Source organism: Staphylococcus pseudintermedius (assembly GCF_034042775.1).
Classification (GTDB): domain Bacteria; phylum Bacillota; class Bacilli; order Staphylococcales; family Staphylococcaceae; genus Staphylococcus; species Staphylococcus pseudintermedius.
The window spans coordinates 1301560-1316288 of record NZ_CP120150.1; the positions used below are offsets into that span (position 1 = coordinate 1301560).

General features: G+C 37.9%; 13 protein-coding genes. 12 read left to right on the forward strand and 1 reads right to left on the reverse strand.

Going from position 1 to position 14729, the window contains the following annotated elements:
- The first annotated feature begins 39 nt into the window (after positions 1-39).
- The 11 genes from dxs (at position 40) to P3U61_RS06270 (ending at position 13234) form a co-directional block, all read left to right on the forward strand.
- Positions 40-1908: a 1-deoxy-D-xylulose-5-phosphate synthase gene (gene dxs / locus P3U61_RS06220; protein WP_063284393.1), complete on the forward strand. Its 1869-nt coding sequence runs from the start codon at positions 40-42 to the stop codon at positions 1906-1908.
- A 282-nt stretch (positions 1909-2190) separates the two neighbouring features.
- Positions 2191-2643, forward strand: coding sequence for a transcriptional regulator AhrC/ArgR (gene ahrC / locus P3U61_RS06225; RefSeq protein WP_014613844.1), 453 nt, complete (start codon positions 2191-2193; stop codon positions 2641-2643).
- A gap of 13 nt (positions 2644-2656) precedes the next feature.
- Entirely contained in the window at positions 2657-4339 is a 1683-nt protein-coding gene (gene recN / locus P3U61_RS06230) for a DNA repair protein RecN (protein ID WP_063284392.1), read from the forward strand.
- A gap of 6 nt (positions 4340-4345) precedes the next feature.
- Complete coding sequence (locus P3U61_RS06235) at positions 4346-5239, forward strand: phosphate acyltransferase (protein ID WP_114281767.1); 894 nt, start codon at positions 4346-4348, stop codon at positions 5237-5239.
- 573 nt (positions 5240-5812) lie between these two features.
- Complete coding sequence (gene buk, locus P3U61_RS06240) at positions 5813-6871, forward strand: butyrate kinase (RefSeq protein WP_063284391.1); 1059 nt, start codon at positions 5813-5815, stop codon at positions 6869-6871.
- Between the two features lie 10 nt (positions 6872-6881).
- On the forward strand, positions 6882-8300 hold the full coding sequence (gene lpdA, locus P3U61_RS06245; RefSeq protein ID WP_063278763.1) for a dihydrolipoyl dehydrogenase: 1419 nt from the start codon (positions 6882-6884) through the stop codon (positions 8298-8300).
- A gap of 21 nt (positions 8301-8321) precedes the next feature.
- Complete coding sequence (locus P3U61_RS06250) at positions 8322-9320, forward strand: thiamine pyrophosphate-dependent dehydrogenase E1 component subunit alpha (RefSeq protein WP_323695680.1); 999 nt, start codon at positions 8322-8324, stop codon at positions 9318-9320.
- Entirely contained in the window at positions 9313-10296 is a 984-nt protein-coding gene (locus tag P3U61_RS06255; RefSeq protein WP_014613850.1) for an alpha-ketoacid dehydrogenase subunit beta, read from the forward strand. The genes P3U61_RS06250 and P3U61_RS06255 overlap by 8 nt, the downstream gene beginning before the upstream one ends.
- Before the next feature lie 12 nt (positions 10297-10308).
- Positions 10309-11583, forward strand: a complete 1275-nt coding sequence (locus P3U61_RS06260) for a dihydrolipoamide acetyltransferase family protein (RefSeq protein ID WP_065354214.1) — start codon at positions 10309-10311, stop codon at positions 11581-11583.
- 225 nt (positions 11584-11808) lie between these two features.
- A complete protein-coding gene (gene brxB / locus P3U61_RS06265; protein WP_014613852.1) occupies positions 11809-12246 on the forward strand; it encodes a bacilliredoxin BrxB in 438 nt (145 codons plus the stop codon).
- Positions 12247-12256: 10 nt separating this feature from the next.
- Positions 12257-13234 (forward strand): aromatic acid exporter family protein, encoded by a 978-nt coding sequence (locus P3U61_RS06270; RefSeq protein ID WP_014613853.1) that lies wholly within the window; start codon positions 12257-12259, stop codon positions 13232-13234.
- A 56-nt stretch (positions 13235-13290) separates the two neighbouring features.
- Here P3U61_RS06270 and prli42 read toward each other — a convergent pair whose 3' ends face one another.
- On the reverse strand, positions 13291-13392 hold the full coding sequence (gene prli42, locus P3U61_RS06275; RefSeq protein WP_019165260.1) for a stressosome-associated protein Prli42: 102 nt from the start codon (positions 13390-13392) through the stop codon (positions 13291-13293).
- Positions 13393-13562: 170 nt separating this feature from the next.
- On the opposite strand from prli42, the gene P3U61_RS06280 reads away from it, so the two are divergent.
- Positions 13563-14678 carry a tripeptidase T gene (locus P3U61_RS06280; RefSeq protein WP_070407425.1) on the forward strand — a complete coding sequence of 372 codons (1116 nt, stop codon included), beginning with the start codon at positions 13563-13565 and terminating at the stop codon, positions 14676-14678.
- The last annotated feature ends 51 nt before the right edge of the window (positions 14679-14729 follow it).

Consider the following 14729-nt stretch of genomic DNA (forward strand, 5'->3'; position numbering starts at 1 on the left):
TTATAATCAGTACGAAAGAAAAAATTAAGGGTGATTTCAATGGACGTAAGAAATATACAGAATCCTTCATTCTTAAAAAGTCTTTCTGTTAAAGAGCTTGAAGCATTGAGTCACGATGTGAGACAGTTCTTAATTCAAACGTGTGCTGTCACGGGGGGCCATATTGGTGCAAATTTAGGTGTTGTTGAACTCACAATCGCACTGCATAAGCATTTTAATAGTCCAGAAGATAAAATTATCTGGGATGTCGGTCATCAAAGTTACATTCATAAAATTTTGACAGGCCGCGGTCATCAGTTTGAAACATTAAGACAATATCGAGGATTATGTGGATTTCCAAAATTAAAAGAGTCTGATCATGATGTGTGGGAAGCTGGGCATAGTTCTACCTCATTATCAGCAGCGATGGGTATGGCAAAAGCGAGAGATATTTTAGGCAAAAAGAATCATATCGTTCCAGTTATTGGTGATGGTGCACTGACTGGTGGTATGGCACTTGAAGCTTTAAACAACATCGGCCATGACCGTACAAACATGACAATTATTTTAAACGATAACGAAATGAGTATCGCACCTAATGTTGGCGCGATGCATAACATGCTCGGTCGTATTCGAATGAACCAAGGTTATAACCGACTCAAATTTGATGCTGAATCGATTTTAAGTCGGTTGCCTGGGGGCAGTCGATTACGTGAATCTGCTGATCGTATCAAAGACAGCTTAAAATATTTAGTTGTAGATGGCGCGTTTTTCGAAGAGCTCGGAATTCGTTATATTGGTCCAGTTGATGGCCATAGTTTTGAAGAACTGGAGAATGCCTTGGCTGCAGCAGATTCTATTAACAAACCAGTGTTGATTCATGTTGTAACGAAAAAAGGGAAAGGTTACCATCCAGCTGAAAATGATAAAATTGGCACTTGGCACGGCTTAGGACCATACAAATTAGAAACTGGCGAACAGATTAAAGGCCAAACACAAGGACCTTCATGGAGTCAGTTAATGAGTGATGAAATTCTGTCATATGCGAAAAAGGATCGTCGTGTCGTTGCTATTACACCTGCAATGCCTGTAGGTTCTAAACTTACAAAATTCCAGTCCGAGTTGCCGGAACAATTTTTTGACGTCGGTATTGCTGAACAACATGCTGTCACGATGGCGGCTGGTTTAGCGATAGAAGGTATGAAACCGTATGTTGCGATCTATTCAACATTTTTACAACGCGCGTATGACCAAGTGTTACATGATGTCGATCGTCAAAACTTAAACGTCATTTTTGGAGTGGATCGCTCTGGCCTTGTCGGTGCAGACGGTGAAACGCATCAAGGTGTGTTTGATGTTGGTTTCTTGACACAATTTCCAAATATGATTGTAACGATGCCTAAAGATGAAAATGAAGCGAAAAATCTCGTTTATACAGCGATGCATCATGCACAAGGGCCAATTGCAATTCGTTATCCACGTGGCAATGGTTTAGGCGTTGAAATCACTGATAAACGTGAGCACTTGCCTATTGGAACATGGGAAGACTTAACTGAAGGTCAAGACGTGGCTCTTATCAGCTATGGACCCACACTCGCGACTTTAGTTGAAGTTGCTAAAACTTTAGCAGAGCAAGGGATTCGAGCACGCGTCATTAATGCACGTTATATCAAACCGATGGACACGACTGTCTTAGGTGACTTAGGTGCCAAAAACACGCCTGTGGTTACAGTTGAGGAAGCGATGCTAAATGGTGGCTTAGGCAGTCAAATCGCAAATTACTTCACCGATCATGGATACACCAATCGTATCAAAAGACTCGGTATTGATGATGCGTACATTGAGCACGGAGATGTGGAGCAAATTTTAGAAGATTTAGGATTAACGCATGACCCGCTCGTTCATACAATTCAACAATTTTTAGACTAATATCCAAACACGAGTAATGTATTACAGTTGCTCGTGTTTTTTAATGACGAAAATGATCACATTTGTTTCATTTCAATTCTATCTTTATTCAATTTTCCTACTCAAAAGGAGAATCATATACATTTTTCGTATATATTGAATCGTTACGCACGCTGTTTTTGAATTTTAAAAGTCAATCGTTATATCAATTGTTTCTTACGATGACGTACATCACTTAAGTAGGTAAATCATAACCGAGTGTGGTAAAATCATTGTATAAATATTCGTTACGAGGTGTCTATTATGCCTAAAAAATCTGTAAGACATATAAAAATTAGAGAAATTATTTCAAACGAACAAATCGAGACACAAGACGAGTTGGTGAAACGTTTAAATGATTACGATATGAACGTCACGCAAGCAACAGTGTCACGAGATATTAAAGAGCTTCAATTAATTAAAGTCCCTGCACCAAGTGGTCAATATATTTATAGTTTGCCTAATGATCGTCGTTATCATCCACTTGAAAAACTAGGACGTTATTTGATGGATTCATTTGTAAAAATCGACAGTGCTAATAATTTACTCGTGCTAAAAACGTTGCCAGGTAATGCACAATCAATTGGTGCGATACTGGATCAAATTGATTGGGAAGAAGTGCTAGGTACGATTTGTGGTGATGATACGTGCTTAATTATTTGTCGCGATAACCCTTCAGCTGATGAAATTAAAGAAAGAATTTTCAATATGTTATAAGGATGGATGTCAGATGTTACAAAGCCTCTCCATTAAACAATTTGCTATTATCGATACATTAGATATTCAGTTTTCAGATGGCCTCACTGTGCTTAGTGGTGAAACTGGTGCGGGTAAATCAATCATTATTGATGCCATTGGACAACTGATTGGTATGCGTGCTTCCTCTGAATTTGTACGACATGGTGAAAAGAAAGCAATTATTGAAGGCATTTTTGATATTGATGATGCGAAAGATGCGATACGTCAACTTGAAACGTTAGGAATTGATATTAATGAAGACTTTTTAATTGTTAAACGAGAAATTTTTAGTTCTGGTAAAAGTATCTGTAGAATTAACAACCAAACTGTGACGTTACAAGATTTAAGACAAGTCATGCAATCTTTACTTGACATCCATGGTCAACATGAAACACAATCTTTATTAAAACAAAAGTATCACGTTGAACTACTTGATCGTTATGCTGACGGTGAATATATTAAAGAACTTCAGCAATATGCCCAATCTTATGAACAACATCAAGAAAAGATAAAAGAGCTTGAAGCACTAGAGTCTGCAGATCAAGCTTTATTACAACGCCTAGATTTAATGAAGTTCCAATATGATGAATTAAAAGAAGCGCAATTAAAAGAAGGCGAAATCGAACAATTAGAAATCGATATTAAACGTATTCAGAACTCCGAAAACTTAAGTTTAGCATTGAACGCTGCTTATGTGACTTTAACGGATGAACATGCGATTACAGATCGCCTTTATACTTTAAGCTCAGAATTACAAAATGTGAATCAAATTTTACCTGAAACGTTTGAAAAGCTAAAAGAAGAAGTTGATCAATTTTATTACACGTTAGAAGATGCTAAACATCAAATCTATGAAGAAATCAACCAAACTGAATTTGATGAACAATATTTAAATGAACTCGCATCACGAATGAACTTGTTGAACAATTTAAAACGCAAATACGGCAAAGATATTTCAGATTTGATGATTTATCAAGAAAAAATCGCTGATGAAATTAATAAAATCGAAAATTATGAAGAAAGTACCTCGAAACTACGTGAAGAAATCCAACAATTATCGCAACAAGTTCAGGAAGATGGGGAAAAGTTAACAAAAGCGCGTAGAATAGTAGCAAGACAGTTGCGCGATCGTATTGTCAATGAAATCCAATACTTACAAATGAAGGATGCGAATTTAGAAATTTCGTTTAAACCTTATGAAACACCGCAAAAAGATGGTTTAGAACGCATTGAATTTTTAATTAGCCCAAATAAAGGTGAGCCATTAAAAAGTTTGAACAAAATTGCAAGTGGCGGTGAACTGTCACGAATTATGCTCGCACTGAAAAGTATTTTTGTACGCGCACACGGGCAAACTGCGATATTATTTGATGAAGTGGATTCCGGTGTTTCTGGACAAGCGGCACAAAAGATGGCTGAAAAAATGAAAGACATTGCTTCAGTTATTCAAGTCATCTGTATTTCTCACCTACCACAAGTTGCGTCAATGAGTGATCATCATTTGTACATTTCAAAACATGAGAAAGATGACCGCACCACTACAACTGTACGCGAACTTACAGGTGATGCACGGATAGATGAAATTGCACGCATGATTTCTGGTGCAACTGTTACCGAATTGACAAGACAAAATGCGAAAGAAATGATTGAACAAAACCAAAAGCACAAAGGATGATGAAAGTTGAATTTTACAGACTTGCTTAAAGAACCTCAAGCTCTAACAGGGACAATTGCGATTGTTAATGCAACGGATGAACCACTTATTAGAGTCATCATTGAAGTTTTAAAGCAAACCGAAGTTGACTTCAAACTTTATAATAATCAAGATGTAGCTGAAATTATTCGTTCATTTGAGTTGTCGGCCGACTTTTTAAAGCGTATCCATATTCAAACTTTTGATACAGAAGAGGCTGCAATTGAAGGTTGCTTAAATGATTTGCATCATGGCAAAGCACAAATTTTGATGAAAGGGCAAATTTCAACTGCTAAAATCTTATCTGCGGTATTAAAACGTAACGCACAAGGTACAAAACCTTTTTTAAACCATGTGGCGTTATGTGAAATCCCGTCGTATCACAAACTGCTTATGATTTCAGACGTTGCGCTCAATATTGCGCCAACAGAAGAAGAGATGAAAGCCATTATTCAAAATTTGGTTGATTTTTCAAAAAGGCTACAATATCAACAACTTCACATTGCATTATTGTCATCCGTTGAAAAGGTCAGCCCTAAAATACCATCTACCGTTCAAGCTGAGCGTTTAAGTGAATATTATCAATCACATCCTATTGAACCGCATGTGCATGTTGAAGGTCCATTTGCGTTAGATAATGCGATTGATAAAAAGAGTGCGATTCAAAAAGGTATCCATTCAAAAGTTGCAGGGAATGCAGATGTTCTTATAGTTCCAGGATTAGATGCAGGCAATGTATTATATAAATCACTCACATATTTTGGTCGTGCAAAAGTTGCGAGTCTTATTCTCGGCGCACATTTTCCAATCGTTCTTACATCAAGAGCGGACAGTATTGAAAATAAAATCAACTCTATTTTAGTCGCATTAAAAGTCGGTTAACCTTGTAAACAAAATATGGGACCGGGATATTGAGTTTTCCCAGTCTCTATCTATATTATGGACGCAAATCCATTAATGATGATAAAAAAGTCAAAAAATGTGGATGAATTGGATATTATTGTTTGTCCTCATTCTATCAACTTGCCTTAAGTTGTTGCATTTGATGTAAGTTTGACCAAAAGGCTAAGACGCTTAAGAGATTGCGTGTATACTGCTAGCGTTCACTTCTTTACTTTAATAGTGGTTACTGTTTATCACAGTAGCTGTCTGCCTTCTCAAGGCGCATGTTTTTCAGATGTCGAGTCAGCCATCCGGGTCAGTGCGACGAAATCTTTATGACACATGAGATTTCTGTACTGCTCCCATAATCCACTAACACCTCAACAAATGTAACAGTTTAATCAAGCGTTAGTGAGTTGAAGGGCAAACCCATAGGAACACCAAGACATGAAGGCAATCAAAAACACAATTCGTAAAGAGAGCAAGTTAAACTATAATATTGCGACTATAGCATCTGAAGTTTTGTTCTCCATCTCCATACATTTTTGATTTGTTTTTGAAAGAAGGGATTGTATGACAACAACACTCGTATTAAATTTAGGGAGTACCTCTAGTAAATATGCAATATATGAAAATGATGAATGTAAAGTAAATGAAAATATCAGCCACACTGAAACTATTTTAAAGCAACCCTTAATTGATCAAGAGTCATTGAGACAACAATTGATTGAAGATGAAATCGAATCACAGGGGTATCAGTTGAATCAAATTGATGCCATTGCCTGTCGTGGCGGTCTTCTCAAACCACTTGAAGGCGGTACATATTCAGTAAACGAAGCAATGTATGACGACTTAAAAAGCTTTAAGTATGGCGCCCATGCTTCTAATTTAAGCGCCATGATTGGTTATCAACTTGGCCAAAAATACAATATCCCAGTTTTTACGACTGATCCGGTTGTCGTAGATGAATTGATCGACGAAGTACGTCATACTGGAGTGCCGTCCATTCAACGTCGAAGTATCTTTCATGCATTAAATCAAAAAGCGATGGCTCGTCGTTATGCCGCACTAGTCAATCGTGCTTATGAAAATATGAATGTGATTGTGATACATATGGGAGGGGGCATCAGCATTGGTGCGCATGAAAAAGGGCGTGTCATTGACGTGAATGAAGCATTATATGGGGAAGGTCCAATGGCAATGGATCGTTCTGGCAGCATACCAAATGATTTACTTGTCCAATACATGGAGAAGCATCAGTTATCCGCTGATGAAATCAAGGTGCAGTTAAGTCGTGAGTCTGGACTTAAAGCATATTTTCAGACATCTGATTTAAGGGAAATTATGGCCAAGTATGAGCAAGATGAAAATGTGAAGTTAATTATCGACACAATGGTGATTCAAATTGCCAAAGTGATTGGAGAACGTGCTGTCGTTTTAAAAGGACACGTCGATCAAATTATTTTTACAGGCGGTATGAGCTATAGTGTTCAATTAATGGATCAGCTTGCGAAGTATATAGAGTGGATTGCTCCAATTTCAGTTTTCCCAGGAGAGCATGAACTTATCACGCTTGCAGAACGTGCACAATTAGCATTGAATCAGCAAATTAAAATTGAGATATATCAATAGGAGAAAACATATGACAAAAGAAAAATACGATATCGTTATCCTTGGCGGGGGTATTGCGGGATATTCTGCTGCAATCCGCGCGAGTCAACTTGGAAAATCTGTTGCTATAGTTGAAAAATCAAAAATGGGTGGAACATGTTTGCATCAAGGCTGTATTCCAACAAAATCTTTTCTCAAATCAGCAGAGGTCTTTCAATACGTACAACATGCCGATGACTTTGGTGTGACTGCTGAACCACCGACGTTTAATTTCTCAAAAGTGATGGAACGTAAAAATCGCATCGTCGACACAATGTATCAAGGGCTACAAGGGTTAATGAAACGTCACAAAATTGATGTATTTCATGGCGTTGGTCGCCTAATGGGTGCTTCAATTTTTACACCTCAAAGTGGCACAGTTTCTGTAGAGTATGAAGACGGAACATCTGAACTATTACCGAATGACTATGTATTAATTGCAACAGGATCCAAACCTATGGCACTGCCGTTTTTACCGTTTGATCAACAACAAATATATAGTAGTAATGATATGATGACGCTTGAAGCTTTACCACAATCCATCACGATTATTGGCGGCGGTGTTATCGGATTAGAATTTGCATCTTTCTTTAGTAGTGTAGGTGTCACGGTACATATTATCGAAGCTGGTCCACGTATTTTACCAACAGAAAATGCACAAATCAGTCAATTAATTCAAAAACAATTGGAAGAGCAAGGTGTCAATTTCCATATCAATACGGTGCTCAAAGGAGACGACATCCAACAAAGCGACGAGGAAGTGACCTTCAATCTTGAAAAACCATTCTCCACTGAAAAAGTACTCGTTGCTATTGGTCGACAAGTGAATACAGCGGATTTAGGTTTAGACAATACGAAAGTTGTATTGAATGACAAGCAAATGATCGAAACGAACGAATATATGCAAACGGCTGATACACATATTTATGCTGCTGGAGATGTAATCGGCCATTTACAACTTGCACATGTCGGAGCTAGAGAAGGTGTGATTGCCGTTGAACATATGTTTAATGAAAATCCACTACCCGTTGATTATGATTTGATGCCAAGATGTGTTTATACATCACCCGAAATTGCGTCAATCGGTGTTAATCAAGAAACAGCAAAACAACGCGGTCTTAAATTTGAAGTCATGAAAGCACCGTTTAAAGCGAATGGTAAAGCAACGATTACTACTTCATCAACTTCTGAAGGCTTTGCTGAACTATTGTTTGATCAAGCATCTGGTAGTTTGATCGGTGCATCTTTAATTGGTCCTCATGTTACAGAGCTCATCAACGAATTAAGTGTTTTACAATTTATGAATGGTTCTGCACTTGAATTAGGACTTTCAACACACGCACATCCGTCCATTTCAGAATTACTCATGGAATTAGGATTAAAATCTAATCATCAATCTATTCACATATAGATAAGAAGGAGGAAAATAGATATGAAAGATTATCAAAGTGTTGGCCTTGAAATTGAAGATTTAAAAAACATGTACCGTGCTATGGATTTAGGCCGTAAGTTAGATGAAAGAATGTGGCTCTTAAATCGTGCTGGGAAAATTCCATTCGTCATCAGTTGTCAAGGTCAAGAAGCCACACAAATCGGAACGGCTTATGCTTTACAAAAAGGAGACATTACATCGCCTTATTATCGTGATTTAGCATTAGTTACTTATTTAGGTATGACACCTTTAGAAACGATGTTATCCGCTTTTGGTAAACGTGATGACATCAGTTCTGGAGGTAAACAAATGCCATCTCACTTCAGTAAAAAAGAAGTCGGCATTATGTCACAAGGGTCTTCAGTGGCTACACAAATCCTCCATGCAGTCGGTGCAGCATTAACATTTAAGATGGATGGCAAATCTCAAATCGCATTAACGACACTAGGTGAGGGGAGTTCAAACCAAGGTGATTTTCATGAAGGGTTGAATTTTGTAGGCGTCCATAACTTACCATTTATTTGCTTAATTGAAAATAATAAATATGCGATTTCTGTATCTAAAGAATTCCAATATGGTGCAAAATATTTATCAGATCGTGCGAAAGGATATGGCATGTTCGGTGAGACGATTGACGGTAATGACCCAATTGCTGTCTATGGTGCTATTAAAAAAGCTCGAGAACGTGCAGTAAATGGTGAAGGTGCCTCATTAATCGAAGCCATGTGTACAAGATTAACAGCACACTCTTCAGATGATGATGACCGTTACCGCACAGTTGAAGAAAAAAATGCGGATAAAGAAAATGATTGTAACCTTAAATTCAAACAATATTTAATCGATCAGTCATTAGTTGATGAAACGTGGTTTGAGTCGATTGAAAAAGAAAATCAACAGTGGGTTCATCAAGCGACTAAAGAAGCTGAGGCCGCACCATACCCAGATCCATCTGAAACATACTTACATGTCTACGAAGAAGGAGGACGTCAACATGGCTAAAATTTCATATCTTGAAGCTATTAGACAAGCACTTGATGTCGCGCTAGAAAAAGATGCGCAAACGATGATTCTTGGTGAAGATGTAGGTAAAAAAGGTGGCGTTTTTGGGGTGACAGCTGGATTACAAGAAAAATATGGCGTTTATCGTGTATTAGATACACCACTTGCTGAATCCAACATTGTCGGTTCTGCTATTGGTGCAGCGATGATGGGGAAACGTCCTATTGCTGAAATACAATTTGCGGAATATATTTTACCGGCGACTAACCAAATTATGAGTGAAGCTGCTAAAATGCGCTATCGTTCTAACAATGATTGGCAGGCACCATTAACGATTCGCGCACCATTCGGCGGTGGTATTCATGGCGCACTTTATCATTCACAAAGTATCGAAAGTGTATTTACGTCTACTCCAGGCTTAACTGTTGTCATTCCATCCACACCTTATGATGCAAAAGGCTTACTTTTAGCGTCAATTGCATCAAATGACCCTGTGCTTTTCTTTGAGCATAAAAAGGCATATCGCTTACTAAAAGAAGAAGTGCCAGAAGGATATTACACTGTGCCGCTTGGTAAAGCTGATGTCAAACGACAAGGTAGCGATATCACAGTATTTTCATATGGTCTAGCAGTGAACTATTGTCTTCAAGCAGCAGATTTATTAAAAGGTGAAGCTATCGACGTCGAAGTGGTTGATTTGCGTACTGTCTATCCGCTCGATCAACAAACGATTATTGAATGCGCGAAAAAGACAGGTAAATGTTTGTTAGTCACAGAAGACAATAAAGAAGGTAGCGTCATGTCAGAAGTTGCCGCGATTATTGCTGAAAATTGTTTATTTGATTTAGATGCACCCGTAATGCGATTGGCGGGTCCAGATGTGCCAGCGATGCCATTTTCACCACCGTTAGAAGATGAATTTATGATTAACCCGGATAAAATTAAAAATAAAATGCGTGAATTAGCACAATTTTAAGGAGGTGCACTCATGGAAATCAAAATGCCTAAACTCGGGGAAAGTGTGCATGAAGGTACAATTGAACAGTGGCTCGTTCAAGAAGGCGACCATGTTGAAGAATATGACCCATTGTGTGAAGTAATTACGGATAAAGTGACAGCTGAAGTACCCTCATCATACGCAGGAACGATTAAAAAAATTATTGCTGCTGCTGGTGACACAGTTGAAGTCGGTTCTATCATTTGCGAAATGGAAGTGCAAGGTGATACTGACGAAACAACTGAAAATGTAGCTCCAGAAGCTGATGCGACAACTACAGAACAAACAAATGTGCAGCCAGCACCACCTTCAACAGAAAATCAATCTAAAAATAATGGCCGTTTTTCACCTGTTGTATTTAGATTGGCTTCCGAAAACAACATTGATTTATCAACAGTAACAGGTACAGGATTTGAAGGGCGTGTCACTAAAAAAGATATCGAACGTGCGATTGAACAAGGCACTACTACACCAAAAGAAAATGCTGCACCTCAAGAGACAGTAGAGCGCATTGCACCAACGTCACCTGTAGCCAAGCAAAATCACCATACATTAACAACAAGCGATCGTGATAGCGTGATTCCTGTCAATGGCGTGCGCCGTCAAATAGCGAACAAAATGGTTCAAAGTGTTCATGAAATTCCACATGCTTGGATGGCTGTAGAAGTGGATGCTACAGAATTAACAAAAACTCGCGCGCATTACAAAAATCAATTTAAAGCGCAAGAAGGATATAATTTAACATTCTTTGCATTTTTCATTAAAGCTGTAGCAGAAGCGCTTAAAAAATATCCATTACTTAACAGTACATGGCAAGAAGATGAGATTGTTGTACATTCTGACATCAATATTTCAATCGCTGTTGCGCATGAAAATAAATTGTTTGTTCCAGTCATTCGTCATGCCGATGAAAAATCTATTAAAGGCATTGCTCGAGAAATTCACGAACTCGCACAAAAAGCACGACAAAATCAACTTTCGTATGAAGATATGCAAGGCGGTACTTTCACTGTAAATAATACGGGAACTTTTGGTTCGGTACATTCTATGGGCATCATTAATCATCCACAAGCAGCCATTTTACAAGTTGAATCTATTGTTAAAAGACCAGTTGTCATTGATGACATGATTGCGATTCGTTCTATGGTGAACCTATGTTTATCACTCGATCACCGTATTTTAGATGGTTTACAAGCCGGACAATTTTTAAATGAAGTGAAACAACGTATTGAAGCGTTTACCGTTGAACATACACACGTTTATTAATTTGTGTGAAAAAAGTTGGATAGTAATCTATGAATAAGGGAGTGGCTGGGATGTTTTCCTAGCCTTTTCTAATGGTTTGGCGTGCTTCGTTAAAATTAAACTCGTCACGCAAACTACGGTCCAAATCCTAGTTTTTCTGGCCAGATGTTGCCGAATGATTGCAGTTGTGCATGACCTTTAGTAAAATGTAATTAATTGAAATACTTATGATGGAGGAATGTTCACATGGATATGAACTTCGATTTATATATGAATAATATCGTCAAACAAGCCCGTTCTGAAATGGACCATGCGGGTTACGAACAATTAGCAACTGAAGAAGATGTTGATCGAGTATTTAAACAAGACGGCACAACTTTAGTCATGATCAACTCAGTATGTGGTTGTGCAGGGGGTATTGCACGTCCAGCTGCGACACACGCTTTACACTATGATGTATTACCCGATCGTCTTGTGACAGTATTTGCAGGTCAAGATAAGGAAGCAACGCAACGTGCACGTGATTATTTTGAAGGTTATGCACCATCAAGCCCTTCATTTGCGCTCATGAAAGACGGCAAAATTACTGAAATGATCGAACGTCACCAAATCGAAGGCCATGATACAATGGACGTAATTACGCAACTTCAAGCTTTATTTGACCGTTATTGTAACGCTAAGTAAGGTGCTCATCATGTTGCGTTTAAATCCATATCGCATCGGATTGAGAACGATAAAGACCGCTGTCGGCATGGCACTAGGTGTAATCATCGCACAACTACTAGGGTTGGATAATTACGCTTCTAGTGCCATTTTGGTTGTATTATGTATTAAAGATACGAAAATACACTCTGTTCACGCGATTATTTCTCGTTTTATATCCTGTTTAATTGCAATCGGCTTTGGTTGGGCTATTTTTCCGCTATTAGGGCAACACGCCTGGGTACTTGGTTTAATTGTTCTCTTTTTCATTCCTGTTACTGTGATGATTAATATGCAAGAAGGTGTCGTAACAAGCATTGTCATCTTACTCCATTTTTTCAATGCTGATGTCATCGATTTTTCATTAGTCGTCAATGAAGTATTGCTGATTATCGTTGGGTTAGCTATTGCGTTTACGATGAATACAATCATGCCAAATTTGGACCACCAATTATCTAAATATAAAAAGGAAATTGAGTTTCAATTCAAAAGCATTTTCCATACGTTTAGTTCAGCCTGTGCGATGCATAATAACCGACCTGATGTGACGTTTAATTCATTGGCACATACAATTCAAGAGGCGAAATCAATTGCATTCAAAGATGTTAAAAATCATTTTGTTCGGAATGAAAATAGCTACTATCATTATTTTGACATGCGTGAAGATCAGTTAGAAATACTTAAGCGCATTAAAAATCACATCAGGCACATTAATGCAAATGATGTCATGAGTGCACATGTGGCACAGTTATTTCATGAAATGGCAGAAAATGTCAATGAAAATAACTATACTGCATTACGTTTACACACATTATATCAAATTCGTCTTGAAATCGATCAACTGCCTTTACCTCAGACACATGAAGAGTTGTTGACACGTTCAAGTATGATTCAAATTTTGTATGATACTGAGGAATATTTAACGATTAAAGCAAAATTTGGTTCACTGAAAATGCATCATGAAATTTAATTGTATACAAAAACAGGCGAGGACAGTTTAAATCCTTGCCTGTTTTTTGATTTCTGTTACATGCTCAATAATGGTGCGATACCTGTTAAAATCAACGCAAGTACGATGGCAACAAGCATCACAATGATGAGCACTTTTCTTATTTTCTTGTTTAACACGATGATAAGCCTCCAAATAACCTATAATAATCTCATGTACAATGACTGAATTATATCATTCATTCAAATAAAAGCCAAAAGTTCTTATAAAAATGATGATGGATATGTCTTTTTTGCAATCTATCCAAAGTTCGATAAAATGAGTATAGAACATAAGGGAAGGTGACGGTATGCTAAATAAAGATAGATTAATTGAAACATTTTTAGAATTAGTGCAAATCGATTCAGAAACAGGACATGAAGACATTATTCAACCCATACTGAAAGACAAGTTTGAATCGCTCGGCCTATCTGTTGTAGAAGATAACGCGAAAGCAACGACAGGTTTTGGAGCTAATAATCTGATTTGTACATTACCTGCAAATCGAGAAAATAAAGATAAAATTTATTTCACGAGTCATATGGATACTGTGGAACCGGGTCGCAATGTGAAACCAATCATTAAAGAAGATGGTTTCATTTATTCAGATGGTACAACCGTACTCGGTGCTGACGATAAAGCAGGATTAGCTGTCATTTTTGAAGTGCTCCATATCATTCATGAACAACAGTTACCCCATGGTCAAATTCAATTCGTTATTACAGTGGGTGAAGAGTCTGGATTAGTTGGCGCAAAAGCTTTACGTAAAGAAGATTTAGATGCAGATTACGGCTATGCGATTGACTCAGCAGTACCGGTAGGCAGTATCACGATTGGTGCACCGTATCAGATGAAAGTTAATGCGACGATCCATGGTAAAAAAGCGCATGCCAGTACACCAAATGAAGGGATTAGCGCGATTAATATTGCTGCTCAAGCGATTAGTCAAATGAAACTGGGCCAAATCGATCATGAAACGACTGCTAATATCGGTAAATTCCAAGGTGGGGGGCCGACAAATGTTATAACAGATTTAGTGAATATTTGGGCAGAAGCACGCTCACATGCTAAAGATAAACTCGATGCACAAGTTCAACATATGAAAGAAACATTTGAACATGCGGCAGCACAACATCACTGTCATGCTGAAGTTGAAACTGAGTTATCTTATCCAGGCTTTCATGTTGAATCGGATGAACGTGTCTACCAAGTGGCTGAACAAGCTGCAAAGGCATTAGGTTTTGAGATGCAAGCAGATGTCGGTGGTGGCGGTTCTGATGGTAATATTATTAATCATCTTGGCATCCCAACAGTCATTTTAGGCGTGGGCTATGAAAAAATTCATACAACAGATGAACGTATTTCCAAACAATCGTTATATGATTTAACAAATTTTGTATTAAAAATCATTGAAATGAATGCGTAAGCTAATCAAAGGCTTCATCCGCTAATATGTGATACAATAAGGCCATAATTT